Source organism: Leptospira kanakyensis (assembly GCF_004769235.1).
Taxonomy (GTDB): Bacteria; Spirochaetota; Leptospiria; order Leptospirales; family Leptospiraceae; genus Leptospira_A; species Leptospira_A kanakyensis.
Genome location: NZ_RQFG01000016.1, coordinates 215745 through 240947, shown reverse-complemented (window position 1 = coordinate 240947; position 25203 = coordinate 215745). Strand labels below are relative to the sequence as shown.

Genomic DNA, 25203 nt, shown 5'->3' with positions numbered 1-25203 from the left:
CAAATGAAAGAAGTTCTCGTTACAATCCAAAGTGTTTATCAGTATTTAGAAAAACTTGGCCCCAAAAAATCCTTTCAGATTTTAAAAAATCTTGGTTATGAAAAGTTACTTTCTCTGACAGGGAAGGTTCCTAAAGAAAGGCTCATCGTTCTCACACACAAATTAAGTGAAGATACAGTTGTGGAACTCGTGAAACAAATCCCTGAGAAAATTCTCGTGGAGATGATTCGAGAAAATGAAGATGATGATTTGGTTTATTTTATTCACTCGCTTCCTATGTCTGATTTGGCTTTAGTTTCCAGAAGTATTCCTCCTCATGATGTTGGGTTACTTGCAAAAACATTGGGTAAGGAAACTAGTGTCGAAATTCTTAAAACTCTAGGAATAGAAAAATCCATCGCCCTACTCAAAGAAATTCCGATGAAAGATTTCCTTTGGTTGGTAAATGAAATCGAAGTGGGGCCAGTGATTCAGCTAGTGAGTGAACTTTCTGTTGCCGATTGTAAAAAATGGATCAAACAAAGGGGACTAGAAGAACTTCCGGTTTTGATTCATTTTTTTGGTGTCACCAATGCATTGGCAATTTTTAGAAAACTGGGTATGAACCAGGCACTAGAGATGATGCATTTACTCGGAACTCGCGAAATGTTGGAGCTCTCCCTGCTTTTATCAAAGATGACATTAGAAGAAAGAAATATACCAACGTTTAGTCTTTTGAAACCAAATGATTTGTTGTTAAAAAACAAAACGAAACCTGCACCTAAGAAAAAACAAATAGCAAAGAAGAAAAAAACTTCTAAACGTTGACGTTTACCTTTGGGAAGTAGATTGTAAATTTGCTTCCTTGCCCCATTGCACTTTCAACGAAGATTTCTCCGGACATTTTGTCCACAAGTGACTTAACAATCGATAACCCAAGTCCTGTTCCACCAATTTTTTTATTGTCCGAAGAGGGAATCCTAAAAAAACGATCGAAGATTTGGTTTTTATAATTTGGATCAATTCCAAGTCCCGTGTCTTCCACTGTGATTTCTATTTTGCCATTGGTTTCCAGGATAGAGATTCCAATTTTACCTTTAGCTGTGTATTTGAGTGCGTTTACATAAAGATTTGTGATGATCTGCGAAAATTCGAATTTGATTCCTCGTAAGAAGAATCCTTTTTTGAGTGAAAGGTTCCATTCGATGGGTTTCCCTTTGGCAAGATGTGAGTTCATATGGATTACATCTTCGATGACAGGGACCGGATCAAAAATTTCTATTACTTCTGCTTCTTTATCTTTTTCTCTGGAGGTTGTTAGTTTTAGTAAGTTTTCAATTAAAAAGCTGAGTCTTTTTGCATTTTTGTCGATTACCTCTAACATGTTTTTGTGTTCGGTGTTAAATGGTAGTGATGTATCGGACTTAAAAAACTCGAGATACCCTCTGATATTTGTCATTGGGCTTCGGAGTTCATGGCTTACGTTGGAGATAAATTCGTGTTGTAATCGTTCTTGTTCTTTTCTTTCGGAGTTTGGGCGGAACTGGACTTGGTATCTTTTTTTTGGTGAAAGAAGAATGGACGTAAAACTTATGTCGACTTCTAGTTTGCTTCCGTCTTTAACTAGGATTTCGACATCGGGAAGAGACAACATGGTATCAGAAGAAAGATCCGAACCAAATCGGAGTTGGTTTGAAACTTGGTTCCCTAAAATGATATCCTCGATATTTAATTTTGTGATGTCTCCTCTAGTATAACTAGTTAAAGATCGAAATTGGTTGTTTGCTTCAAGGATACTCCCTGTATCCGCATCTACGAGAGCAATGGCTTCTCTTGAAAATTCAAATAAATATCTGTACTTTTCTTCAGAATATTGTAAATCAACGGCAGATCTATCTAGTTTGATCTCTAAAATTGAAATTAAGTTTTCTAACTCAGTGATTTCTTCTCTTTGAAGTTCCATTTTAGCGTTAAAAGAATCTAACATGGAGTTGACGAGAACTTTGACTCGGTTATCTAGTTGTAAAGTTTCATCAGCGTTGATACGTGAGTTATAGTTTCCTTGTAGGATGTCTAAGACCACCGAGTTTACGTCTACGATCAGGTGTCTCACGGCATTGAGTTTTCTATAATTGATTTGGGATGGTGCGTGGAGTTTTGATTCTGCCGGTTCTTGGAAACTATTTAGTTTTCTAACATCAAAAACTTTTTTGGGTTCAAGAGCAGATAGAATTTCATCAAAGTCAAGAGCTGACTTTACGGCTTCTGGTTGTATCACCCTTCTGATGAGTCGGAAATAGACATCTTTTAAGAGAGGGAAAAGTGTGGTGGAGTCACCTTGGTATGAAAAAACTCCTTTTTGGATGAGGGGATGCGCGTTTAATAGATTTTTAGTTTCCCCTACTCTTAAGTGAGGATAAAAATGCGATAATTGTAGATCATCCCAAAGATTACTTGTGCTGAGATGATTTGTATTTTGCAAAAAATCAATGGCTTTTTTGACTGCGAGTAACACACCTGAAACTTCTCTTCCAGTTTTTAATATAGCATCGCCACTAAACGCTAGTAAGGTGGATGGATAAAAAGATTTGGCTGCTAAAATTGGCAAGTCGAGTGTGCCTGCAAAGTCTTGGAAGTTACGAAGAAAAGGACTAGAGAATGGATCCGACACTAATCCTAAACAAGAGGGTTTTAAAAATTCTTTTTCCTCTAAAAATCCGGGAGTATCAATGTATCGAACTTTGACTGGGTTTTTCGGCGCATATTCTTCTAAAAATTTTTCTGCATAGAGTCTTTCCACTGAGTATTGGTGGGGAACAGGAAGGATGTAGGCTTTGTTTCTTGTGAGATCTTCTGGTTTGAATTGGAACCTGGAATAAAAGGAAAGTGGAGAATGATAGAGGTAAATTCCTTTATAAATTCGTTTGAGTTTTGATTTTTTTAAGAAACTATCTTGTAGATAGGCAATGGTGGGAACTTCCCCTGCCTCCACTCGACCGGCGTCTAGTAATGGCATGATTGCTTTATGGTGGGTATTGACGTGCAGAGTGACCTTTACGCCAAATTCTTCAAAGTATCCCTTTTTATAGGCTACGACAACCGGTAAGGAACTAAGTCGACTTGTTATACAAATCTGGATCACAGAGCAACAATCCCAAAAACAGGGATCGTTGCCAAATCTTTCTAGATGGTTTTGCCTTTAACTAGAAAAAATCTCCTGGAGAAATTCTGTTGTTCTTTTGGTATATTCTGAAACATCTTTTTCGTCCATCACTTTGGCAGAAAGTAAGGAAAGGTCATAAATGGCCCGTGCTAATTTTTTTCCTTTCTCTGGATTAACTCCTTCAAACGCCTGTAAGGCGGATTTAACTAAAGGTGATTTCGAGTTAACCATAAGGGTATGTGATTTCAAGATGTTCTTTGTGTCTTCCCGGTTTAACATTGAGTTCATCTCTGACATCCTTCTCATAAATTCTGGCAAAAGAATGACTCCGGGGACTTCAATGGATTTCAAAGCTTCTACCTTTACCTCCACTCCTTCTGTTGGTAAAGAAGATAAAAATAAATTTTGAATTCTGTCTGACTCAGTTTTGTTTTCTTCATTGACTAACTGATCTTGGGCTTCTTTGTCTACAACTTGGTCCGCTATTTCTGAATCCACTCTTTGAAATTTCCAATCAGGATTTTTCATTTCTAAATGTTGGATCAGATGGGAATCAATTTTGGAATCAACAAGGATTGCTTCTAATCCTTGCGATTTTAATAACTCCATATATACGGAGCCCATTTCTGTTTCATTTGCATAAAAAATTTTATTTTGATTCTTCTCTTTATTTTTTTCCAGGTATTCGGAAGTGGTTGAATAACCGCCTTCGGAGTTTTTAAAGATCAGATGGTCTTTCATGGCATCGTAGAATTTTTCATCAGTCAAAACACCATATTTTACAAATAGGGAGATATCATTCCAATTCTCCTCGTATTTGGTTCTATTTTTTTTGAAATCATCGATCAATCGGTCCGCGACTTTTTTGATGATATGGTTTGATATTTTTTTTACGAGAGGATCGTTCTGTAGATAAGACCTAGAAACATTCAGTGGAAGATCAGGAATGTCAATGGTTCCTTTTAGGATTGTTAAAAACTGTGGGATGAGTTCGCTCGCGTTATCGCTGACAAAAACATGGTTACAGAAAAGTTTGATTCCGTTTTTGGAAGCTTCTAACTCGTGAGTGAGTTTTGGGAAATATAGAATTCCTTGTAAACGGAAAGGATAATCTACATTCAAGTGGATATGAAAGAGTGATTCACCTGAAAATGGGAACAGGTAAGAATGAAAGTCTTTATACTCTTCTTCTTTGATTTTTGCTGGTTCTTCTGACCATAATGGTTTTTCGCGATTTGCTTTTTCTCCTTGGACAAAAATTCCTACGGGTAAAAAGTCACAATATTTTTTGATTAATTCTTTTAGTTTCCACTTGTCTAGGTATTCACCGGAATCACCATCCAAATAGAGAGAGATTTTTGTTCCTCTAAATTCTTTGTTTATAGGTGAGATAGTGAAGTCGGTTCCTGACTCACTCGACCAAATAACTCCTGTTTGTCCTTTTTTATAGGATTTCGTTTCTATGGTTACTTTTTTTGATACCATAAAAGAAGAGTAAAAACCTAATCCAAAGTGCCCGATGATTTCGGCTTTGTTATCTGCATTTTGGTATTGTTTTGCAAAATCCGTAGCACCAGAGAAAGCAATTTGATTGATGTATTTTTTAACTTCATCGGAAGTCATCCCAATTCCATTGTCTTCAATGGAAAGGATCCTTTGATCCACATCAAAATTTAAGTCAATTTTATAGTCATTGCCACCTTCAAATTCTTCAGATAATGCAATTTTTTTTAGTTTGGTAATTGCATCGCTTGCGTTAGATACGAGTTCTCGTAGAAAAATATCTTTTTCAGAGTACAACCACTTTTTGATGATGGGGAAGATGTTTTCTGTTTCTACACTGATTTTTCCTGTTTCTTCGGCTGACATATGTTAATCCTTTGGTTTTAATTGTTTTATTAATGATATAAGTTTTGATTTTTCTTTTTTGTTTAAATTGTGGAATGTTTTTTCTAGAGTTTCTTTTTCCCCAGCTTCGACCAAGTTCACTAAAAATTGAGAATCCTCTTCTGGTAATTCAAGTTTTCTCAAATAGTCGAAAAGGAAAGAATTTCTTTTTTTACCAAAACTTGTGATCAGTTCCATAAATTCTTTTGTTTGCTTGCGATGAATATACCTGACCAGTCCTAAATAGGAAAGAATCCCAAAAATGGCAACAAAAACCAATATAAAAATCGAGGGTGGTTTTGATACGTTTTGTTTCTCTGTTTGGGGTTTGGTTTGCCTATCTTTTGTCGGAAGGATGGTGGTTTCAGGATAACGAATCGACAGAGTTTTGTATTGGTTTTCTTTTAAGGAAAAAAAATTGAATGTATATGGATCCATTTGTAGGTTTCCAAATTTTGGGACTTGGTAACCATATTGGAATCGAACTACCGAATAAAATCCGTATTCACCTGAATCTAACTTTCGAAAGGTTTTGGTTTTATTTTGTGAGATGAGTTGGATATCTGGATTTGATGAGGTCGTTGGGCTGATTCCTTCATAACCCCCTTCTCCTTCAATTGTAACCTCAAAATACAAAGTTTCGCCTCTGTGGACCAATTTTGGATATTTGGTAAGTTCTAGTTTGAAATTTCCGATAGCACCTGTGAAACCCTTTGGTTTGTTTGGTGGGAGTTCAAGAACTGTAACCGTTGCTGGTGTTGTGGTTACTGTTTCTTGTAAAGAGTTGAAACGTAAACTATCCCCCGAGATAAATTTTGTTTTTCCGATTTGAAATCGCCCCGACTTAATCGGTGTTAAACCGTAAATTTCCTTATCGTAAACTAATGTTTTTTTTATACTATTTTTCCTTTGGACTTCCGGTTCAATTTGTACGGACACTTGCCTCAATGTTTCTGATAAAAAATATGGAAATGATATAGATTCGTTTGGATCTCTTTCTAGGAATGGTTGTCTATAGCCATTGTAATAAAGTACAAAATAACCTACTATGGGTTCTCCTTTATAAAAAACGATTTTGTTTGTGTGAAAGGCAACTTCTGGAGATTCCTCTGAGGGTGATTCAAAGTCTTCCATTGGGAATGGATTAAAAAATTGGTTCTGTGGGTGTTTGCTTTTTTTACTTACCGTAAATTGAATTGGTGGAGAAGTATAGGTTTTGTTGTCATACTCAACAGAGACTTCCGGAAGTTTGAATGTACCTTCCGATTCTGTATCTATATAAAAATTTAGGATTTGCGATTTAGAAACTTTGAAATTGATAATTTGTGTTTCTGTTCCACTTCCGGAGAAACGAATCCGAACTCCATTTTTTTTTATATTCGTTTGTAGGGTTCGAAAAGGTTTGTCTCCGCGTGCTTTGATTTCTAATTTTGCATGTTCCCCGAGTGAAAATTCAGTAGGGAATAGATGAAATTCAACGTCCGAAGAAAAGATAGTGCTTGCGGGTAAAAAAGAAGTTAGAAAAAAGAAGAATATCAGTTTACCAAAATTTTTCATTATCAATAAATCCCCCTTTTTTATTTTTTAGAATGGAATCTTGTGAAAATGGATCCAAAATTCTTTCTGCATCCGATTTTTCTTCCTTTTGGTTTTTGTTTTGTTCCCTCTCAGGTTTTGTTTCGTTTGGTTCGCCGCTTTTTGGTTTTTGATTTTGGTCGGACTCCCTTTTTTTCGTTAGGTGTTCGATATTTTTTTTTGCGGATAGATGGTTTGGATCTATTTCTAAAGTTTTAGAGTATGCTTTTAGGGCATTTTTCTTATCACCTAATTTTGAATATATGTTTCCAAGGTTAAAATTAGTTCTGGCCTTTAGATCATTATCTGTTTTGGGGTGGGAAAGAATTTTTTCTGCGATTCCAATTGCATCTTTGTATTGGCCTGACTGGTATGCGTTTGCGGATTCATTGTAAAGAAGTCTAGGATCATCTGGGATGTATTCTTTTGCTTTTTCGAATTCTTTTTGGCTATCTGTATATTTTTTTTGGTGATAGGACTTGGCCCCTCGTTCTATGGCATTCCCACCTGGATCTAATTCCCAAGCTTCTAAATGACTCACTCTGAGGAAAATGAGTAACAGTAAAATTTTATAAATTCCTTTTGGTAATTTTTGTAGGAAGAGGTTTGTGATTCTTTCCAAAAATAAAAAGATAAAAGAAACTATGAGAAAAGGATGTGCACCATCTTCATTTTTGAAACGTTCAATGGTTTGTATTTTTTTCTTTTTGACTGATTGTACCGTATCCAGTAATGCGTAGGCTCCATCGGCTAAAAAGGAAATATCGTAATAACTACCGTTATTTTGGATAGCTATTGATTTTAAGCGTTCCACATTCATTTTGGAAAGTACTAAATTGGGAGCCGTGGATGAATTGGAAATCCCCGCATCCGCTGTGACAAAACCACCGCGTCCTGTGCCTGGATCACGGTATTCAATGAGTCCACCTTCTTCTGTACCTATTCCCCATACAATCACCTCCCCTTCGATAGGTGGTAAGGTTTGGTTTTCGTGATCCTCTCCATCAGATACTACAACAGTGATCTGTGAAGTAATCGGATTATTTTTTTTTCTAATTTTGTTTAACCTTTCTAAGGCCAATGACAGGTCTGTCCCCTTGGAACCTACCATCTCTACACCTAGAGCTTGTATATAATCGGAGACTGCCGAGATATCAGATGTTAGTGGACAAAAAGAAAACGATTGTCCTGCGAAAACAATAATTCCTAATCGATTTCCTTTTAGGCTGGGTAGAATGCGCAGAGCTAAGTCTTGGAATCGTTTTAAGCGGGTTGGACTTACATCAATGGCATTCATTGACAAACTAACATCGACAACAAAAAGGATGTCTGCAGATTCAAACTCTTTTACAGATTCCACTTCGGTAGACTTGATTTTAAATAAGGAATAAAACGCGAAGGAGAGAGAAAGTAACAAACAGATAATACGGATTAAGTAAATTTTAGTTTTGGCTGTAAAAATCCTATCTTTTATGTTTGGATTTTGGTTTCGAAACGAATTTGCTTTGTTATTTAAATACAATTTTCCAGAGAAAACTAAGATCCAAATGATGAGAACGATGATTGCTGTCGTTGCAACGAAACTTAAGGAGATCATAATTTTTCTTTGAGAGGGTATATCATAAGAAAACCCACAACTCCCAGTAATAGAAAGAAGATAAATAGAACTTTCGGAAAATGTGTTTCGTGGATTTCCATAGGTTTAGACGGAAGTTCCACTGTTTCTAGTCCATTGATTTCGTTTAGCACCTCTTCTAAAATTTCAGGGGATTCCGCGCGGAAGAATTTTCCATTTGTGCTTTCCGAAATTTTTTCTAAGGATTCGTAATTTACTTCGTATTGTCCTTGTTCTTTGCCGATTCCGATACAATAAACTTTGATCCCAAATGCCTTGGCAGCATAAGAGGCTGTTTCTGGATCTAGTTTTCCAGTGTTTGATACACCATCGGTCAGTAGAATGATAATTTTAGATTTTGCTGTAGAGTCTTTGAGTCTGTATGTAGATAGGACTAAAGCATCGCCGACAGCCGTTCCTTGTTCGCTAATATCTTCGTCAGATGTCTCTGCGATAAGCTCATCTAACGCGTATCTGTCGTTTGATAGCGGGGATTGTAAATAGGCTGCACCAGCAAATAACACAATTCCGATTCGATCATACAAACGTTTTCGAATGAATTCCCGAAGTAATTCTTTTGAGACTGCCAATCGATTTTTTGGTAAAAAGTCGTAGGAATTAACCATTGAACCTGAAATGTCGAGTGAAATCATGATATCAATCCCATTCGTCACATCTGGAGTGAGTTTGAATTTTTCTCCAGGTCCTGCGGCGGCAATGAGCAAAAAAATTCCAGCAATGTAAAATAGAAGTTCTGATAGTTTGGAAAGGATGGACCGAAAGGTTACAATAAAATTTGTTTTTGGCTTTTGGAATCTATCTGACTGAATGAGTAGCAGTGATCCGAAGGGTTTTTTTCTCCATTGATAAATTCCAAGTAACAAAAAAGGAAGGATTAAGAATAGAAGATATGGTCTTTGGAACTGATCCATAATTATAATTCAAAATCCTTTTTGATTTTTTCCCAGACGGAATATGCACTTTCTTTGTCGAGTTTGGTATGATTTTCATCATACTTGGTATTTCTAAAATAGATTCTTAACTCTCTTAAGTTTTCGTTTTTAATATGTGTTTTATTGGAGAGGTCTGCAAGAAATTCAGAATCTGTTTTTCCAAGTAAATTCTCTTCTAATTTTTTAGAATATACTTCTTTGAGGTATTCGCTGATTTTAAATGCCAGTTCCTTTTCGTAAATATTCTCTGATTCTAAGTAACTTTCAATGATATGGAGTCGTTTCTTTGTTTCTTCAAGAATAGGTTGTTTCTCCCAAAAAGCATCCACAACCTTTGGTTTGGAGCGCCAATACAAATATAAAGCGTAGAGTAAATACAAATTGATAGCGGTGATTAAAAGAATGATGAATAAGCGAAAAAAATAAGGCCCAGAAAAAACAAAGGGAGGTTCTATATCTTCGATATCCGTTTCTGTTCCTAAAAGTTGAGATTTCACTTTGATGGATAAGGAGGATTTAATTTTTTCGTCGTTTTGCTCCCATGATACTGGTAAAACGTAATTACCGGGTTTAAAAAAAATGATAGAAGCCTCTAATTTTGATTCTTTTTTTTGTACATTGAAAATTTTATAAGATGGCATGGTGTCATCTTCATAGATTTCTCCTTCTTCTATGTATAACTCGGTTTCTGTTTGCTCTGATAGTTCTATTTGGTAATGAACTGTATCTCCTACATAGATATCGGTTTCTAAAACCATTTCTTTTGGTGAACCAAAAATAGAAGCCGAAGATAATAAGAATATAAGGATGTATTTATCCATTTCGTTTGATTTTAAATAGTGGTAGGATTTGTTGTGAAAGTTTTGTATTTGGGTTGATTTGTACAAGTTGTACACCAAAAAATGATTTAGCTGCTTTTAAATCTTTTTGATACGTATTTTCATTTTCTCGAAAACCAATATTTTCTTCAGATATTTTTTGGAACATCCGAAGCCAAAGAGGAAACTTTAAGGTATCTATTTCATCTTGAATCCAAATTCCAATTGGTTCCCAAATTTTTGGTATTTTATTTGTTTTTAGATAATTCGAAAAATCATTAAAATCAGAAATCCAATAGGAAACCGCATGTTTTGGGTGCAAACGGAATGCAAATTGATAAGCCTCTGCATAATTGGTGCCTTCGCCATTCTCCTGTTTTGCAATTTTTGCAAATGCTAAAAAAATATCGGTTTCTGTGCGAAGCCATTTGCCGGGTGCCAATTGGTGATCAGAAAATGGAACAAGTAATACTCGATTTCCCATTTTGATATGGAATAAAGATAAAAAGAGCGCAATTTGAAAAGCTGTAGTTCTTTTCGAGCTACTAAGAGAAACGCTTGTATCATAAAAGATAATAATCGAAGCATCTCGTTCTTCGTAGTATTCTTTTGTATAAAGTTCTCCTGTGCGAGAGGTTACGTTCCAATCAATATAACGCATATCATCACCGTAGTGATAGTTTCGTACTTCTTTGAAATCAAGCCCCCTCCCCCGTTCGGACATGGTAAGAAGGCCTTGTTTGGTAGAGGAAAATTTTTTTTTAGTTTCCCATTGTAAAACTTGAAGTAGTCGTTTTAACTCTGGAGATAACATCTATGGAACTTCCGTGACAGATAGGATTCGTTTGATGATAGAATCTGTGCTGATATCCTCGCTAATTGCTTCAATGGATAAGTGAAGTCTATGTTTTACAATTTCTGAGAAAAAACGTTGGATATCTTCAGGGATTACAAAATCCCTTCCTTCTAAGAGAGCGTTGATCCTACTTACCTTTAACATTGCGAGACTAGCCCTAGGACTCACTCCATGTTGGATGAAATTTTTTAATTCATTGTCACTCGTTGTTTCGGGTCTTGTATTTCTTGTTAAATTAACAATATAGTTTTGTAATTTTGGTTCTACGAAGACTTTGTTTGAAATTTCGGAGATCTTATGGATTTCCTTCGGTTTCATTACTTTTTTAGACTTCTTTTTGGAAAAATCTAAATTTCCGTGTTGGTGTAAGATGGCCACCTCATCTTCAAAAGAAGGATAAGTGACAACTACCTTAAATAGAAATCGATCGAGTTGGGCTTCTGGAAGTGGATAGGTTCCTTCTTGGTCAATAGGATTTTGTGTTGCGATGACAAAGAAAGGAGGTTCCAGATCAAAGGTTTCGTCAGCAATTGAAACTTGTCTTTCCTCCATACATTGTAATAGAGCTGACTGGACTTTTGCCGGTGCTCTGTTGATTTCATCAGCTAACAAAACATTTGTGAAAATGGGCCCTTTCCGTATTTCGAAAGATGAGGTTTTAGGATTAAAGATATTTGTTCCTGTTAAGTCTGCCGGTAACAAATCTGGAGTAAATTGGACTCGGGAAAACTTAGCATCAATGATAGACGCTAAGTTTTTTGCCACAAGGGTTTTTGCGAGGCCAGGCATTCCTTCGAGTAACACGTGTCCGTTGGCAACTAAACCGACAAATAGAGATTGGATGACATTTTCCATCCCTGAGATGGATTCGGATAGTTCCGACCGAAGTAATTTTACTTGGTCGGAGATTTCTGTGATTTGTTCTTTGTTTATTTGCATTGTGAAGGAGTCATTTTTGGCATTGGTTTATCAATCATATAGTATTCTGTTTTGCCTCCAATGGTCCAACATCCCATCTTTCTTCCTTGAGGTTCTACAGGCCCTTTTCCTAGTTCTCTACCATCTTCTGAATATTCAGTAGCATCTTCTGTGGAACGAATCACCATTCTTTTTTTTCCAGAAGGATAAAAGTAAGTATAAGGTATGCTTGGTTTATAATTTAGTTTTAAATCTTGTGTTTCTTCATCAATTTTTACTAGCGAAAAGAACAATTTTCCTTCACCTAGAATTTTGCCAGTGTTGTCATAAACTTTAGCAGATTCTAACATACTTTCGTTTGCCATATTCCCTTGGTAAGCGATTTGTCCGTTTTTATAATAAAACTTCCATTCGCCAGTTCTAGTATGTTTTCTTGAACCTGTTCCAAATATTTTTCCATCAGCATAGTATTCTTTCCAGGTTCCGGTTCTTTCATATTTAATGTCTAAGTTTTCGGAATTTTCTTTTTTGGAATAAGTTCCTTCTGCGAGTAAATTTCCTTTCGCTCCAAACATTTTCCATAATCCATTACGAATATCAGATGAATACGAACCTTGTGATTCGACTGCCCCATCTTTGTAATAGTTAATCTCTTGTCCGTTTTTTAAACCATTACTGAATGAAACTTTGGTTTTGATTCCATTTCCATCGGCACCTACGAAATAATAAATCCACTCTCCGTCTTCTTCGTTATCTTTGAAAGATCCTTTTTCTACCCACTCACCTTTGTTATTCTTTCTATAATAAGGGCCATTTTTTTTATCATCCGCATAACTTGTTTCAGAAGTAACAGTACCTTGTTTATCAAAGGTTTTTGCTACACCTTCTTTTTTGCCGTCCACCCATGGTGTTTCTGCAATGTATTTTTGTGGATTTTCTGGGTCGGGTTTTTTCCAGATTCCAATTTTTTTGCCATCATTATATTCCCCTACTTGGTCAAGTGTGGATTTATATTTTGGATTTTCAGCTGTTGATCCTGGTTGTTCGAATTGAATGTATTCTTCCCAAGAGCCATGTTTCGGTAGAGATTTTATCTTAGGTGCAGCAAACTTTGCTACCTGGTCTTCTGTACATTTGGCTCCACCACATTCTGCCTTTACTTCTCCCACTGCACGAATTCCGCCAGAGTTTTTGAAACGTTCTGTGCGTATCCATTTGCCTTTAGAAAACTTCAGCTCAAATTCTTGGTCACCTGACCCGTCTTTTATGGAGCCACCTGAACATTGTAAAGTCAGTGTGATGATGATTAAGTAAAGAAGTTTGTTTTTCATGTTTCTATCCTATCGAAGAGATGTGCGCGTTTCAATTTATTTACTGATAGCAATTCATTCGCAATCGCTATTTTTCCTCCGGTCAATTTCTCGGAGAAAAAACGAGGAGGAAGGATATGGAAGGCACCCTCTCCCTTTACGTATAAAATTTCTCCATCGAGAGATGTGAGTTCACATTCTAATAATACTTTACGTTTTGCTTTTTTGATTGGCCAGGCTCGGATGAGTAATTCTTTTTCAACAGGTGTTGCCTTATGGAATTTGAAACTCATTGTGTCTGTCATAACGATATATCCTAAGTGAAAACATAGTCCACCCATTGCCTCATCTAACATTGTGGAAAGGATACCCCCGTGGACAAATCCCGGAGCACCATTGTACATTTTTTTAAAACTATAAGTAAAGTTCACCTCTCCCGTTTCATCATGAAAGGTGAAATCTGCGATAAGGCCCAATGGGTTTTCTTTCCCACAGCCAAAACAAGTATCGTGATGGATTTCGTAACCATGTTTAGAAGGATTTTCTATAGGTTGATTCATTCTTTCTCCTTAATATTTAATTTTCTAAAAATTCTAAAATGGCAGAGGACACTTCCTTTGGAGAATCCATATGTAAGTGGTGTCCTCCAGGTAGGATTACTTCTTTTAGGTTTTTTACAGCATTTTTTCTGTTTTTGTATTTTTCTGCAATAGGGAATCCTGATTTATCACCTAATATTAGTAATGTTGGACATTCGATACGATTACAAAAAGATTCAATTTGTTCTTCGGTGTATCGAAAAAATGAATTGTAGTGGAGTCTTAGATCCCGTCTGGGTTTTAATCCTTTTGGCGTTTTTTCTATCCCGCGTTCCATAAGAATTTCTGCAGATTCTAATTTCATATCACCTGCACGCATTCTAACACCTACAGCGGACTCCATATCTGGAAAAAATGTTTCTTTTTTCCCTCTTGGATGAAGGATTTGTTTCATCGCTTCTGCCAGTATATCTGGTGCCGACTCAGATAAATTGGTGAGAGGTCCTAGTGATTCGATAAGGATAAGTTTTTTGATTTTTAAAAGATTTGTCCCGGCAACTAACGTTGAAACGGCGGCACCCATTGAATGTGCCATAAGGATAAAATTTTCGAGTCCTAAGGCTTGGGCTATAGAAACAACTTCCAATGCGTATTCTGCAAAATAATAAACGGTATTTTCTGGTTTGTGGCTGGATTTCCCATGACCTGGGAAGTCGATGGATATAAAACGATATTCGGGAAAATATTTTGCGAGAGGTGCAAAACTATTCGCATTGTCCAGCCAACCGTGAAAGGCAAGGATCGGTATCCCCTGTGGATTCCCCCACTCTACTCCCTCGATAGAGTGGAATTTTGTGCGAATAGAAATCGGTAACATATACCTAAGCCTTTTCAATTCCTCCTCATTGTAAACATTTATCTTTTGGATTTAGGCTTGATTCTTTTTTGTATTTTTTATGTAATTTCTCCATGAAACATTTTCTTTTGATTGTATTGCTGATTCTCCAAGGAATTCCACTTTTCTCGGATTCTAAACCAAAGGTTATATGTGCAAGTTTAGAAGACTGTGAAAAAAAAGCGGATTCAACAGAAATTCATAGAAAAAAAATTACCTTACTTACCTTCGGAATTACTGAATATGGGAAAGATGTTCCGATACAAAATCTACTTCCTGTGTATTTGAAACGAGTTAAGTCCACGATTTTGGAAGCAAACGGCGATACAGGCTATAAAGGTGAAGTGGTTTTAAAGGTGACTCATAAACCTGAATATAAACAATCTCAACTGCTTAAAGCGGAAGAAGATATACAGTTTTTAGATACAAATCAAAGTTCTCTTTCGAAAGAAAACTATTCAGAACTTTTAAAATTAAAAACTCTTTTAGAACAATCCAAATGATTCGTATTTTTTTAATTTTAGTTTTGTTTTTGATTCATTGTTCAGAATTTTCTCGTGAGGGTCAAATTCGAGAAGAATGTGAAAAAACAAGAAACAATAGTTATATTTTTATGTTACCAATCTTAGAAAGACATACAACAAATGGTAACACCGAACTTAACTCTACAGTTTGGATCACAAATACCGAATTGTCTTATAAAAAATGCATTTCGGAGTCAGAGAAAAATCGTTACAACCTAAGATCGAACTGAAAGTTCATCCATCTCTTCTTGGATAAGCCTAGACCCTGCTCGGAAAGTCAAATAACTCCATACCCAACTGAGTAGGGTACTTACTTTATTTTTAAATCCAACTTGATACACAAGATGTACAAATAGCCATCCGAGCCATCCCAAAATTCCTTTTAATCTAAATTTCCCAAATTCTGCAACAGCGTCAGTTCTCCCAATGGTTGCCATATTCCCTTTATCAAAATAGTGGAACGGTGAGAGTGGTTTTTTCTTTTCGATGGAATCAATGATTTTAGCAACATACCTGCCTTGTTGCATCGCCACGGGAGAGACCCCTGGCAATGGCCTACTGAGACCTTTGCTATAGTTGGCCGCATCGCCTATCACAAATACTTCCGGATATTCAATTGTTCGGCAAAATTCATCTACTATAATTCTGTTCGCCTTATCTTTGTTAATCGGAATATTTTTTGCTAATTCGGATCCTTCCACTCCAGCAGCCCATATTACTGTTTTTGATTCTATGGTTCTGTCCTTTAATACGACACCGGAGTCGGTAATATCTAAAACGGGAGAGTTTGTCAAAACTTCAACGCCCCTACTCTCTAATTTTTCTTTGGTAAATGCACTTGATTTCTCGCTAAATGCCGTGAGTAATCTTGGCCCAGCTTCGATAAGAGTCACTTTTGTCATTCCAGAATCAATATTTCGGAAATCCTTTCTGATGATGTTATGTGAAAGTTCAGCAATTGAGCCTGCGAGTTCAACCCCTGTAGGCCCTCCTCCAATGATTACATAGTGCATAAAACTTTTTGCTTTTTCGTAGTTACCGATTAGTTCTGCTTGTTCGAAGGAAAGAAGGATCCTCCTCCTGATTGCTAGTGCATCCTTTAGATTTTTTAAACCTAAGGTTTTTTCTTTCCAAGAGTGATTCCCAAAAAAACTAGTACGTGCTCCTGTTGCGAGAACTAGGTAATCATAAGTTTCTGAATTATTTTGAAACTTTACCTGTCGATTCTTGAAATCGATTTCAGTGACATCTCCTAGTAAAATTTTTACGTTTTTGTATTTGGTTGTGATGGATCTTGAGGGAATCGCAATGTCCGCTGGTGACAACACTGCAGTTGCTACTTGGTATAAGAGCGGTTGGAAAAGGTGGTGATTTTTTTTGTCAACAACTGTAATGTCAAAGGACTTATGGTTTGCCAGAGTTTTGATTACTTGTAATCCACCGAAACCGGCTCCTACAACTAATACTTTTTTCTTTATTTGGGTCATTTGACTTACACTCCTAAAAAATTTAGAAAACCACGGGAACAATCCTCAACTAGATCCTGAACCTTATCAAATGCCACTTCGGTTTTGTAATACGGATCTGGGACAATTGGTTCTCCTTTATCGCTCCTAAATTGGCCAAAGAGAAATATTTTTTCCTGAATTTTTGTTTCTCTTGTTAGACTGATTACATCTTTGAAATTGTTCTCATCCATAACTAATAAATAGTCAAAATACTTTAGATCGTTTGTAGTAAGTTTCCTGGATTTATGGGTTAAATAGATTCCTCTTTTTTCTGCTGCCTTTCTAGTTCTCGGGTCGGGTAAATCACCATCATGATATCCTGAAGTCCCACAAGAGTCGATTTCAAATGATTTCTCTATGTTCCTTTGTTTTACTAGATTTTCAAATGCGCCCTCCGCAGCGGGTGAACGGCAAATGTTTCCTAGGCAGATAAATAGAACTTTTGTTTTTTCTTTCATTTAATTAAGGTAATAGATATATTTTTTCCCGACTTCTTTTAGCCACTTCTCTGCTAATTTGTAGTTGGGATTTTGTGATTCAACAATTTTCCAGAACCTAAGTGAATGATTGTGTTCAATGGTATGTGCAATTTCATGTAGGACAATATATTCAATGATTGTTTCTGGGCAATGGACTAAACTTAAGTTCAAAGATATTTGATTTTTGGAATTACAACTTCCCCATAAAGAACGCATTGGTTTGATCGATAACTTTGTAACTTTTGTATTTAAGGCGATGGATGTAGATTCGATTAAAGGTATTATTTTTTCTAAAAGAACTTCTTTTAAGATGAGTTTTCCTTTTCGGATGCTGGCTTTTTCACTTTTTGTTTTGGGAATCTGAAAGGTATCACTTACCAAATCAAATTTTTGATTCGGAGTTACGTAAATAGTTTTTAGTTCTCCGAATATATGGGTTTTTTCTCCGGTTTGGAACTTTAATTTTTGGGGTATATCCTTTGGAAGTCCCTTCAGTTTTGAAAGAATCCAATCCTTTTTTTCAGCTAAAAAATCATCTAATTGTTTTTTGGGAACTCTCGCTGGGTGTTTTAAAACTACTTTCCCATTTTGGTAAACTACAAGAGAAATGTTCCTTCCTTTCGTAGTTCTCCTTTCTATTTCAAATTCTACCATTATGTATTAGATAGTTTTATTCCTCTGTATTAGGTACTACTTTTTCAGAATTTTCTGACCTGTTGGAGCCAGGGGACCAATCCAATTTATTTAGAGCTCCTATTTCGATGGAATAATCTTTGATGTTGATATGTGATTTGAATCCACTCACTAAATTAGAAGTTAAGTCATCCCTTGTCAATCCACCTTGGGAAGTGAATCTTCCTTCGGAAAAAAACCTTCTGTGATTAATTCTGATATAACTAAGCCAACTTGGTCCCATTTTGTAACCAACTTCTGCTTTTGATGCCCAACCCAATCCATAGTTTTCCGAAAAAAAGTTAATGGATCTTTGCACATGAAAGTCTCTGGTTTTAATCCTTCCGAAAGATGGCATAAAACTAAAATCCGCATAAAAATTACCGGAGGAATATCTGTATCCGCCACCTCCAAAAAACTCCCACAAGTCATTTGAAAAGGTAAGTCCCATTCCAATAGGACCGTAGAACACTGGAGTAGATTCGATGTATTGATTTACGTCATAGAAAATGTATTTAAAGTAAGAATATCTGGCTCCGACGGAAAGGAAAAAACCAGAACCATCTATCCAATAGTTAGGGTTTCCTGTCTGGAAATAGTATCTTCCATAGAGTTCGGCTCGGTTTTCAAAGACAGTCGATTTCCCTTTACCATCAGCAAAATTACGACTACCGGAATAGATAGTAGCTGAGTCACGGTAACTCCATTCACGTGTTGCAATATTGGTTGTGTTCTCAGTAGATACTGATCCGAGAAAAAAATCTTCATCACGAGCTTCCCCCGATTTTTGGTACCAACCTGTAGTTTTTAGTGCTCCGCTAATTTCAATTTTATCTTTCGTGTAAATTCCTTGGATTCCAAATAACGAAAAAGTTCTCGGAAAAGAAATTCTGGATCCGCCTCGAATTCCTGATAGATTTGGATACTTATTTCCAGTCTCAAAAATGTACTCACCACCTGATCTTTCTAACGTTGGTCCCCAGATTACTTCTGCGGAGGCTGCGTTTAGGCTTAGAATTAAAAATAAAAATGGAATCTTAGATATTTTGGGCACCAGCGTAGGTTCTACTTTACCTCTAAGTTGTAAATTCCTAAATTAAAATGAAGGAAAGGTGAAGTGATGTTTCTTGGTATATTTCTTCAAACTCCGTCTTGTTTCGGGGTGAAATGATTTCACCCCTAGGAGACATAATTAAATTGACAGTCTGGGCGGATTTGCGCACCATTTGGGAAAGTTATGGGCAAAACAGAAACTACACTAACTGAAGAAGAAGCTGCTAAATTCGTTGGTTTGAAAACGGGTGAGTTCTCTGCGAAGGCTACTAGTCTGAAGATTCCAGGTTGGAAGACGGGTGAGTTTAAACAGTCTGTTTTGGTGAAATATTTTGAGCCAACTGAAGATGATGGGTTAGATAGTCATGTGATTGCGGTATCAAACCAAAAGGGAGGGGAGGGGAAAACAACAATCAGTCTATACCTTGCTGAGGCCCTCTCCGAAAATCATAAAGTATTGTTAATCGATTGGGATCCCCAAGCAAATGCAACCCAACTGTTCTTGAAAGAAGATGTTCCTTCAGTGATGGATTATTTAGGTTATCGTGGGAAAAAATCCAAGGACATAACACCGGCAGTTAGAACCATTGCTGAAAATTTTGATTTACTTCCGTCGACTTTGGAACTTGCGAATCTCACGACGCCATATGAAAGAGATGATTTTGAACTATTAAATGAAGCAATTCTTCCCCTTCGTTCTAGGTATGAATATATAATTATCGATTGTCCTCCATCTCTCGGTCTAATTTTGGAGAATGCACTGATTTGTGCTGACTACATTTTAGTACCTATCCAAACAAGAGCATTTAGTTTACAAGGGATCAGAGATTTATATGAGACCTTCCAAAAAATTCAGAAAAAAGCAAACCAACGATTGAAACTTCTCGGAGCTGTATTGAATCAATACGAAGGACAAAAGGCACTTGCTGGTTTGGCGGAAGGGGTAAAAAGATATTTTCCAGTTTTCGAAACTGTCATCCAAAGGCGTGAGGCTATCCCACAAGCGCAAGCAAAGATGTCCTTCCTTGCCAAAATTGATCTAACAACTATGAAGAATTTTAGAGATCTTGCTTCCGAGGTTAAAAACAAAATCGATGTCCAAAAAAACTGAATTCCAAGCCTTAGATTTAATCTCTGCATACTCTGAAAAGAAAAAGAATCCTTCTCATTTAGAGCTCAGTCAGATTTTCCCAAATCCTACCCAACCTCGTTTAATTGGACGTGAGGATACTACAGACTTATTGCCTTCAATGGAAAGGTTAGGTTTGATTGAACCGATCCTTGTTAGAAAAGATAAGGGTAAATTTCTAATTGTTGCAGGGGAACGTCGTTACCGAGCGGCAATCAAATTGGGTTGGAAAGAAATCCCGGCAATCATAACGGATGCAAATGAAGATGTTTGTTATGAGATGTCACTTGCGGAAAACGAAAAAAGGAAAAACTTAAATCCATGGGAAGTGGGTAAGGCGATTCAATTCCTTAGAAAAGAAAAAAGAAAAACTGCTGAAGAAGTCTCCGAATTGTTGGGTTACAGTGGAAGATATGTAAAACAACTTAGTAGTATCGCAAGATTGGATCAAAAGTCGGTTATGGAGCTTATGATTAGTGGGAAACCACTATCAGTTAAGAACCTTGAAGAATTACTAAAACGAAAAGAGAATAGGGGGGGTGAAACCATTTCACCCCGAGTTGGGTCTGGAACAAACCGTATTAGTATTAATTTCGGTAAACTTAGTGGAAAAGTTAGAGATAACTTTTTAAAAGAATTGGGTTTACTTAAAAAGAAATACGGGATCAACGAATAGAGGAAAAATGAAATCAAATTTAAAACTTAAAACGATAGAAGATATCGAAAGAGAGTTATCCATTATCATCGCTTGTGAAAAAAAACAAAAGGGTGACATTAGTTTAACCCAAGTTTATGATTTTTTGGCAGAATCGATAGAGTTATCGATACAAAGAATTGGATCTACGAATAAACGTAATACAATCAATAAATTATTGGGTAAATACAAGTTTGCGAAACTTATATCCAAAGGCAGTTATACGAAAGCGAATCAAATACCTGGGTTCCCTCCAAAGGATTTGGGAGATTCCGATTCCGCTCTTCTTCGGCTAAAAACTTCCTTAACGGCATTTAAGTTACATTCAGGTCCTTTTGCCGAACATTCAGTATTTGGTGAATTAGATAAAAAACAATGGGAAAGAATCCACGGAATACTTTCGATGTTTTTGTTTGGATATATCCAATTGTATGGTGATGAAAAGTTAAGGTTTGCAAAAGAAAGAGAACAAAAAAAAGAAAAAGCTTTTACGGATAAAAAACATCACCACCATCCACAAAAGAAAAAAGACGATCGTGATACAAAACCAAGCGGTCACAACAACAGAAAGTGGAAGAATAAAAAGAAAACTCACCATAAGGGAAACAAAAATCAAGGTGGAGGGCCTAAATGAAAATATGTTTAGTCGCAGGTAGTCACCGAAAAAATTCCCAATCGTTGAAAGTCGCAAAATTTTTAGCAAAAATATTAGAAACAAAAGGGATCGAAGTTTTAGTTTTTGATTTGGGTGGAAACCCACTTCCACTTTGGGAGCCAGCAATGTGGGAAAAAGATTCTGAAATCAAAAAGTTTTGGATAGAGTATAGTGCGGGGTTTGCAAGCGCGGACGCTTATATCTTTCTTTCCCCAGAGTATGCAGGAATGGCAAGTCCCGCATTAAAAAACTTTTTTCTTTATTTATCCGGCGGAGATATTTCTCACAAACCAGGGGTGATTGTTACTGTTTCGAGTGGAATGGGTGGAAGTTACCCAAATGCAGAACTCCGTATGTCTAGTTACAAAAATACTAGGATAGTTTACCTTCCAGATCATGTGATTGTTCGCCATGTAGAATCCGTATTAAATTCAGAAACACCAGAAGGGAAAGATGACGAGTATATTCGAGCTAGACTTGGTTATGTAATGAAAGTTTTAGTTGAATACGCAAAAGCTTTCACTGCCGTTCGAGAGAGTGGTGTGATTGATATAAAGACTTACCCTTTTGGACTATAACTGCGATCGCAGTAGGGATTCCTACATTCAAAATCAAAGTTAGAATGTAACCGAAAAATGGGCCACCAAAGGAATACGGGTCAAAACTATGCATCATATGAATCACAAAAGGATGCAGAAGAAAAATAAAAAGGCTATTTGTCCCAATAAAACAAATCCAATTGGATACTTTATGGTTCAACTTTGGTAGGATTTCCCAAATAGCCAAAAAGAAAAAAATAGGATAAATTAAGTGGTGGTTTTTAAAATCTATAACGTAGACTCCACTGAAACAAGTTAGGAAAAATAAAATAATTAAACTAAAAGTTCCGAAAAGTACAAATACATTCGCGGTGGGTTTATTTTTTTCTTCTTTTGAAAGGCCAATTCGGATTCCCAACAGAAAGAAAAAAATGTAATTAAAAATAGATATAGAATGATAGTCCTTTGGAAGTAAAGAGTCAAAAAAACCTAAGTTCGAACTTAGATTGATAAAAAATGAGACAAAAAGTAATAAATTTGAATACTTAGAGTTCATTAGGATTTTTTCAAAAATATAGAAGAAAATATAAAACTGAATCAGGAGTGGGACAAAATAAAAGGGAGCGAATACCTTTCCTAATAGGTAAAATTGTAAAAACTCCAAAACTGTATAATGATTATATTTTACCAAATATCCAAAAACAGAAGCGAATGTATACGGAACCAGAAGGTTCTTAAATTTTGAAATCCAATATCCTTCTTTTTTCCGTAAAAAGATAGCAGATGTTAGTATAAATAATGGGACAGAGAATCTGGATAAATTGGAAAGAAACAAAGTGGTTCGGATCACTGATGTGTCCGCGGGATGAAAAAATTGGAAGTAAGAATGAATGTGGATGATTACAATTCCAATCATTGCAAATCCACGAAGAATATCGAATCGATTTTCCCTCCCAACAGGATTGGCGAGAGGGTGCGGAAATGAGTAGGGGATGCGAAAGACCCAAAGATACAAAGCCCCGACACCTGCTAGTATGATCCCTAGTAATTCCCATTCCATAATTGTCTTCTCCTTTAAGGCATTTTCTTTTCAGATTTCCTGGGGGAAAGGAAAATGAATTCAGATTTTAGGCAAAATAGCCAAAAATAGATACAGGAGCCACGAACCAATGAGCAAACTCAACATTCCGCCGAATCAGAGGATCTTCAAAGAAGGGGAACTGAATAATGCGATGTACATCATCCTCCAAGGAAACGTTGAGATATTTTTTACAGTGAATAATAGCCAAACCCGACTGGCTCTGATGAAACCGGGTGATTTTTTTGGTGAGATGGCTTTGTTTAGTTCTAATCCAAGAAGTGCCACTGCACGAACGATTACAAATTGCGAAGTTGCGGTCATTGAGAGTAAACAACAGTTAGAAAACTTTCTTGTGAAAAATCCAAAGTTTGCCGCAAAGATGGTTTCGATTATGGCTGATAGACTTGCTCGCACCAATGAGTTACTCATTAGTAGTATGGAAAAATCAGTGGCTAAGAAAATTGAGTTTAGTAATGACGTTGGGAAAGAACACCAAATTGGGATTAGTGATGTCCAAGAGGTGGAGTGATTATCCGTAAATAGTAGGTAAGTTTTTTTTGATTAATGTGATTTCTAAAATGGGAGCATAACTTAAAAGATTTTTGATATTTACAATTTGTCCTTCTGCCATCAAAAACTCTTTTAGGATTTCTAAAGTTTCTTCTGGTGGGAGTGAAGAAATACTCGGATATTCTGGGTGCCCAACTAAATTGAATTCGTCTGCAAGTTTTGGATCTTCGAGTTGTACATCTTCCAAATTGAGTAAATCTTTCCAGTTCATATCTAAATTAAGAGATTTTGGTATTCTTCTCTATGTTCCTCAAATTGTAGTTTAAACCTATCTTGCATATCGCGAAATTCTTTTTCAGATTTAATTTCGAAATATTCCAATACTTCGGGTTCTACAGTGAAATAGTTACCTTTACCTCGGCCAATATTTGCCAAAATATCCGCTAAATAAATGATTTGGCAAAGGATATTGTTCCTGGTTTTACATTGCCAAGGTTTGTGATGGTAACGGATGACATCTAGAATTTCTTCAGGGAACTTCCATTTTTCTGACATCAAATATCCTATTTCAGAATGTGTTGTCCCTAACGTATATTCTTCCACCCATTCTGAAATTTCGTTACTGTCATCACTCCTTAGAACCCGAATTTGGTTGACCTGACTTAGGTCAAGGGAGAGGAGAACCATTCTACCTAGATCATGAAGTAACCCACAAATGATTGCTGGTTCTAATAATTTTAGGTGTTTTTTACTATCTTCAATGAGAAATCTCGCATACATCGAGGTTTTAAAGGAATGTGTCCAAACTAATACTTGTTTCGCATAACGAGAGTTAAGTATTTTTTTGGCTCCTAAAGTCAAAAAAATTGATTCAAGATTTTTAAGTCCGATCCGTTTTACACCTTCCAAAACAGAGATGATCGGTGTATGAGCTCCGAATAAAGGTGAATTTGCAATTTTGAGTATCTCGGCTGTAATGGCTGGATCTTTTTCTACCTGTGCAGATATTTCGTGCCAATCTACATCCTTTTTTTTCGCAATCACTATGAGCTTTTGAATTTGTGGGGGTAGGGGAGGTAGGTTGTTCACTTCCCGAACCAAAAGGTTTTTGATATTGACTTGGTTTTCTTTTGGGATGAGTTGTTTCGGAATTCTGATGATGACTTCAGTATAATCTTCTGTTGTCATCAGTTGAAAGAATTGATTAGAAATCCCAGAATTTCTGAGTAAGATATGAATGAGAACGATCCCAAGTCCTGAACTTTCTTCGTTGTCAATGGATTCACGATAAGCATCATTTATATTTTTGTATTTTGCAGATGCCTGTACTCGTTTTAGGATTCTGTTTTTTTCTTCTGGGAGGATTTTCGCATTATTGCGAACTCTGAATTCAATATAATCTTCTTTGAAAATTGTGCTTAGGGTTATTTTGTATGGTGAGTTGTCTAGGGCCAAAAAGACTCGTTTGCGATTGTGGCCAAATTCATCTTTGTAAAGAGGGATTCCTCGGCTGTAGTCGTTTTGATCCCAAAGATTCAAACCCTGTTCCTCGAAAAAAACACGTTTCCCGTTAGCCTTACATCCGTTTACTAGTAGTTCACTTAGGATTGTAAATAGAATCTCATGGAGGAATTCTAAAGAGATACTCCGAACTATCCTTCCTATCCACACATCGAGTTCCGGGCAGTCGATTTCCGAAAAGTGGACATATTCTTTGGAAATTAGTTTTCCGGAAAGGAAGTCCTCCTGGAAGGTAATGAGTGGGGGAATCGACATGATAAACCTGTTTTGAACCTTGTTTCTCTTTTTGAAAACAGAAAATTTTATTTTGAAATTTCTATTGGGATTCCG

Annotated in this window: 26 protein-coding genes; 8 read left to right on the top strand and 18 right to left on the bottom strand. The window is 36.4% G+C overall.

From position 1 onward, the window contains the following. Positions 1–3: 3 nt before the first annotated feature. A complete protein-coding gene (locus EHQ16_RS12325; RefSeq protein ID WP_244242062.1) occupies positions 4–807 on the top strand; it encodes a hypothetical protein in 804 nt (267 codons plus the stop codon). On the opposite strand, the gene EHQ16_RS12320 is transcribed toward EHQ16_RS12325, so the two are convergent. Genes EHQ16_RS12320 through EHQ16_RS12270 form a run of 11 tightly spaced genes read right to left on the bottom strand, consistent with a single transcriptional unit; the run spans position 797 to position 14490 of the window. Further along, positions 797–3121: a sensor histidine kinase gene (locus tag EHQ16_RS12320; RefSeq protein WP_135631881.1), complete on the bottom strand. Its 2325-nt coding sequence runs from the start codon at positions 3119–3121 to the stop codon at positions 797–799. The genes EHQ16_RS12325 and EHQ16_RS12320 overlap by 11 nt on opposite strands. A 57-nt stretch (positions 3122–3178) precedes the next feature. Next, on the bottom strand, positions 3179–5011 hold the full coding sequence (htpG, locus tag EHQ16_RS12315) for a molecular chaperone HtpG (protein WP_135631882.1): 1833 nt from the start codon (positions 5009–5011) through the stop codon (positions 3179–3181). 3 nt (positions 5012–5014) lie between these two features. Continuing rightward, positions 5015–6586 carry a BatD family protein gene (locus EHQ16_RS12310; protein WP_135631883.1) on the bottom strand — a complete coding sequence of 524 codons (1572 nt, stop codon included), beginning with the start codon at positions 6584–6586 and terminating at the stop codon, positions 5015–5017. Next, complete coding sequence (gene batB, locus EHQ16_RS12305; RefSeq protein WP_135631884.1) at positions 6570–8201, bottom strand: VWA domain-containing protein BatB; 1632 nt, start codon at positions 8199–8201, stop codon at positions 6570–6572. The genes EHQ16_RS12310 and batB overlap by 17 nt, the downstream gene beginning before the upstream one ends. Beyond that, positions 8198–9151 carry a VWA domain-containing protein BatA gene (gene batA, locus EHQ16_RS12300; protein WP_135631885.1) on the bottom strand — a complete coding sequence of 318 codons (954 nt, stop codon included), beginning with the start codon at positions 9149–9151 and terminating at the stop codon, positions 8198–8200. Before batA ends, batB begins: the two co-directional genes overlap by 4 nt. 2 nt (positions 9152–9153) lie before the next feature. After that, the gene (locus EHQ16_RS12295; RefSeq protein WP_135631886.1) at positions 9154–9993 is read right to left on the bottom strand and encodes an LB_053 family protein; all 840 of its coding nucleotides are present in this window, start codon (positions 9991–9993) and stop codon (positions 9154–9156) included. After that, the gene (locus EHQ16_RS12290) at positions 9986–10804 is read right to left on the bottom strand and encodes a DUF58 domain-containing protein (protein ID WP_135631887.1); all 819 of its coding nucleotides are present in this window, start codon (positions 10802–10804) and stop codon (positions 9986–9988) included. Before EHQ16_RS12290 ends, EHQ16_RS12295 begins: the two co-directional genes overlap by 8 nt. Next, complete coding sequence (locus EHQ16_RS12285) at positions 10805–11785, bottom strand: AAA family ATPase (RefSeq protein ID WP_135631888.1); 981 nt, start codon at positions 11783–11785, stop codon at positions 10805–10807. Beyond that, complete coding sequence (locus tag EHQ16_RS12280) at positions 11776–13095, bottom strand: LIC20035 family adhesin (RefSeq protein ID WP_135631889.1); 1320 nt, start codon at positions 13093–13095, stop codon at positions 11776–11778. Before EHQ16_RS12280 ends, EHQ16_RS12285 begins: the two co-directional genes overlap by 10 nt. Further along, positions 13092–13634 (bottom strand): PaaI family thioesterase, encoded by a 543-nt coding sequence (locus EHQ16_RS12275; protein ID WP_135631890.1) that lies wholly within the window; start codon positions 13632–13634, stop codon positions 13092–13094. Before EHQ16_RS12275 ends, EHQ16_RS12280 begins: the two co-directional genes overlap by 4 nt. A 16-nt stretch (positions 13635–13650) precedes the next feature. After that, positions 13651–14490, bottom strand: a complete 840-nt coding sequence (locus EHQ16_RS12270; RefSeq protein ID WP_135631891.1) for an alpha/beta fold hydrolase — start codon at positions 14488–14490, stop codon at positions 13651–13653. Between the two features lie 92 nt (positions 14491–14582). On the opposite strand from EHQ16_RS12270, the gene EHQ16_RS12265 reads away from it, so the two are divergent. Together EHQ16_RS12265 and EHQ16_RS12260 are read left to right on the top strand one after the other, a co-directional pair. After that, positions 14583–15011 (top strand): hypothetical protein, encoded by a 429-nt coding sequence (locus tag EHQ16_RS12265; RefSeq protein WP_135631892.1) that lies wholly within the window; start codon positions 14583–14585, stop codon positions 15009–15011. Then, positions 15008–15262 carry a hypothetical protein gene (locus EHQ16_RS12260; RefSeq protein WP_135631893.1) on the top strand — a complete coding sequence of 85 codons (255 nt, stop codon included), beginning with the start codon at positions 15008–15010 and terminating at the stop codon, positions 15260–15262. Before EHQ16_RS12265 ends, EHQ16_RS12260 begins: the two co-directional genes overlap by 4 nt. On the opposite strand, the gene EHQ16_RS12255 is transcribed toward EHQ16_RS12260, so the two are convergent. The 4 genes from EHQ16_RS12255 to EHQ16_RS12240 are packed head-to-tail and all read right to left on the bottom strand — an operon-like array spanning position 15248 to position 18748. Further along, positions 15248–16519 carry an NAD(P)/FAD-dependent oxidoreductase gene (locus EHQ16_RS12255; protein ID WP_135631894.1) on the bottom strand — a complete coding sequence of 424 codons (1272 nt, stop codon included), beginning with the start codon at positions 16517–16519 and terminating at the stop codon, positions 15248–15250. The genes EHQ16_RS12260 and EHQ16_RS12255 overlap by 15 nt on opposite strands. Before the next feature lie 5 nt (positions 16520–16524). Then, positions 16525–16998 carry a low molecular weight protein-tyrosine-phosphatase gene (locus EHQ16_RS12250; protein ID WP_135631895.1) on the bottom strand — a complete coding sequence of 158 codons (474 nt, stop codon included), beginning with the start codon at positions 16996–16998 and terminating at the stop codon, positions 16525–16527. Beyond that, complete coding sequence (locus tag EHQ16_RS12245; protein WP_135631896.1) at positions 16999–17673, bottom strand: M48 family metallopeptidase; 675 nt, start codon at positions 17671–17673, stop codon at positions 16999–17001. It lies immediately after the preceding gene. A 16-nt stretch (positions 17674–17689) separates the two neighbouring features. Beyond that, the gene (locus EHQ16_RS12240) at positions 17690–18748 is read right to left on the bottom strand and encodes a putative porin (RefSeq protein ID WP_208742294.1); all 1059 of its coding nucleotides are present in this window, start codon (positions 18746–18748) and stop codon (positions 17690–17692) included. Positions 18749–18928: 180 nt separating this feature from the next. Between EHQ16_RS12240 and EHQ16_RS12235 the strand changes: the two genes are divergently transcribed. The 4 genes from EHQ16_RS12235 to EHQ16_RS12220 are packed head-to-tail and all read left to right on the top strand — an operon-like array spanning position 18929 to position 21800. Beyond that, the gene (locus EHQ16_RS12235; protein WP_135631898.1) at positions 18929–19855 is read left to right on the top strand and encodes a ParA family protein; all 927 of its coding nucleotides are present in this window, start codon (positions 18929–18931) and stop codon (positions 19853–19855) included. Then, complete coding sequence (locus EHQ16_RS12230) at positions 19839–20549, top strand: ParB/RepB/Spo0J family partition protein (protein ID WP_135631899.1); 711 nt, start codon at positions 19839–19841, stop codon at positions 20547–20549. The genes EHQ16_RS12235 and EHQ16_RS12230 overlap by 17 nt, the downstream gene beginning before the upstream one ends. Before the next feature lie 7 nt (positions 20550–20556). Further along, complete coding sequence (locus EHQ16_RS12225) at positions 20557–21201, top strand: DUF1569 domain-containing protein (protein WP_135631900.1); 645 nt, start codon at positions 20557–20559, stop codon at positions 21199–21201. Beyond that, entirely contained in the window at positions 21198–21800 is a 603-nt protein-coding gene (locus EHQ16_RS12220) for an NADPH-dependent FMN reductase (RefSeq protein ID WP_135631901.1), read from the top strand. Before EHQ16_RS12225 ends, EHQ16_RS12220 begins: the two co-directional genes overlap by 4 nt. On the opposite strand, the gene EHQ16_RS12215 is transcribed toward EHQ16_RS12220, so the two are convergent. After that, positions 21742–22821, bottom strand: coding sequence for an acyltransferase (locus tag EHQ16_RS12215; protein ID WP_135631902.1), 1080 nt, complete (start codon positions 22819–22821; stop codon positions 21742–21744). The genes EHQ16_RS12220 and EHQ16_RS12215 overlap by 59 nt on opposite strands. 109 nt (positions 22822–22930) lie before the next feature. Here EHQ16_RS12215 and EHQ16_RS12210 point away from each other — a divergent pair, with 109 nt between their 5' ends. Continuing rightward, on the top strand, positions 22931–23371 hold the full coding sequence (locus EHQ16_RS12210; protein WP_135631903.1) for a Crp/Fnr family transcriptional regulator: 441 nt from the start codon (positions 22931–22933) through the stop codon (positions 23369–23371). Here EHQ16_RS12210 and EHQ16_RS12205 read toward each other — a convergent pair whose 3' ends face one another. Both EHQ16_RS12205 and EHQ16_RS12200 read right to left on the bottom strand, forming a co-directional pair. Continuing rightward, positions 23372–23623 carry a hypothetical protein gene (locus EHQ16_RS12205; protein ID WP_135631904.1) on the bottom strand — a complete coding sequence of 84 codons (252 nt, stop codon included), beginning with the start codon at positions 23621–23623 and terminating at the stop codon, positions 23372–23374. Between the two features lie 2 nt (positions 23624–23625). Beyond that, positions 23626–25128 carry an HDOD domain-containing protein gene (locus EHQ16_RS12200; protein ID WP_135631905.1) on the bottom strand — a complete coding sequence of 501 codons (1503 nt, stop codon included), beginning with the start codon at positions 25126–25128 and terminating at the stop codon, positions 23626–23628. Between the last annotated feature and the right edge of the window lie 75 nt (positions 25129–25203).

Coding starts and splice junctions, on each gene's coding strand:
- EHQ16_RS12245 (WP_135631896.1), bottom strand. CDS start 17,673: ATGGTAGAATTTGAAATAGAAAGGAGAACTACGAAAGGAAGGAACATT.
- EHQ16_RS12285 (WP_135631888.1), bottom strand. CDS start 11,785: ATGCAAATAAACAAAGAACAAATCACAGAAATCTCCGACCAAGTAAAA.
- EHQ16_RS12205 (WP_135631904.1), bottom strand. CDS start 23,623: ATGAACTGGAAAGATTTACTCAATTTGGAAGATGTACAACTCGAAGAT.
- EHQ16_RS12220 (WP_135631901.1), top strand. CDS start 21,198: ATGAAAATATGTTTAGTCGCAGGTAGTCACCGAAAAAATTCCCAATCG.
- EHQ16_RS12255 (WP_135631894.1), bottom strand. CDS start 16,519: ATGACCCAAATAAAGAAAAAAGTATTAGTTGTAGGAGCCGGTTTCGGT.
- htpG (WP_135631882.1), bottom strand. CDS start 5,011: ATGTCAGCCGAAGAAACAGGAAAAATCAGTGTAGAAACAGAAAACATC.
- EHQ16_RS12280 (WP_135631889.1), bottom strand. CDS start 13,095: ATGAAAAACAAACTTCTTTACTTAATCATCATCACACTGACTTTACAA.
- EHQ16_RS12225 (WP_135631900.1), top strand. CDS start 20,557: ATGAAATCAAATTTAAAACTTAAAACGATAGAAGATATCGAAAGAGAG.
- EHQ16_RS12290 (WP_135631887.1), bottom strand. CDS start 10,804: ATGTTATCTCCAGAGTTAAAACGACTACTTCAAGTTTTACAATGGGAA.
- EHQ16_RS12210 (WP_135631903.1), top strand. CDS start 22,931: ATGAGCAAACTCAACATTCCGCCGAATCAGAGGATCTTCAAAGAAGGG.
- EHQ16_RS12265 (WP_135631892.1), top strand. CDS start 14,583: ATGAAACATTTTCTTTTGATTGTATTGCTGATTCTCCAAGGAATTCCA.
- EHQ16_RS12310 (WP_135631883.1), bottom strand. CDS start 6,586: ATGAAAAATTTTGGTAAACTGATATTCTTCTTTTTTCTAACTTCTTTT.
- EHQ16_RS12295 (WP_135631886.1), bottom strand. CDS start 9,993: ATGGATAAATACATCCTTATATTCTTATTATCTTCGGCTTCTATTTTT.
- EHQ16_RS12270 (WP_135631891.1), bottom strand. CDS start 14,490: ATGTTACCGATTTCTATTCGCACAAAATTCCACTCTATCGAGGGAGTA.
- batB (WP_135631884.1), bottom strand. CDS start 8,201: ATGATCTCCTTAAGTTTCGTTGCAACGACAGCAATCATCGTTCTCATC.
- EHQ16_RS12230 (WP_135631899.1), top strand. CDS start 19,839: ATGTCCAAAAAAACTGAATTCCAAGCCTTAGATTTAATCTCTGCATAC.
- EHQ16_RS12200 (WP_135631905.1), bottom strand. CDS start 25,128: ATGTCGATTCCCCCACTCATTACCTTCCAGGAGGACTTCCTTTCCGGA.
- batA (WP_135631885.1), bottom strand. CDS start 9,151: ATGGATCAGTTCCAAAGACCATATCTTCTATTCTTAATCCTTCCTTTT.
- EHQ16_RS12250 (WP_135631895.1), bottom strand. CDS start 16,998: ATGAAAGAAAAAACAAAAGTTCTATTTATCTGCCTAGGAAACATTTGC.
- EHQ16_RS12325 (WP_244242062.1), top strand. CDS start 4: ATGAAAGAAGTTCTCGTTACAATCCAAAGTGTTTATCAGTATTTAGAA.
- EHQ16_RS12235 (WP_135631898.1), top strand. CDS start 18,929: ATGGGCAAAACAGAAACTACACTAACTGAAGAAGAAGCTGCTAAATTC.
- EHQ16_RS12260 (WP_135631893.1), top strand. CDS start 15,008: ATGATTCGTATTTTTTTAATTTTAGTTTTGTTTTTGATTCATTGTTCA.
- EHQ16_RS12215 (WP_135631902.1), bottom strand. CDS start 22,821: ATGGAATGGGAATTACTAGGGATCATACTAGCAGGTGTCGGGGCTTTG.
- EHQ16_RS12275 (WP_135631890.1), bottom strand. CDS start 13,634: ATGAATCAACCTATAGAAAATCCTTCTAAACATGGTTACGAAATCCAT.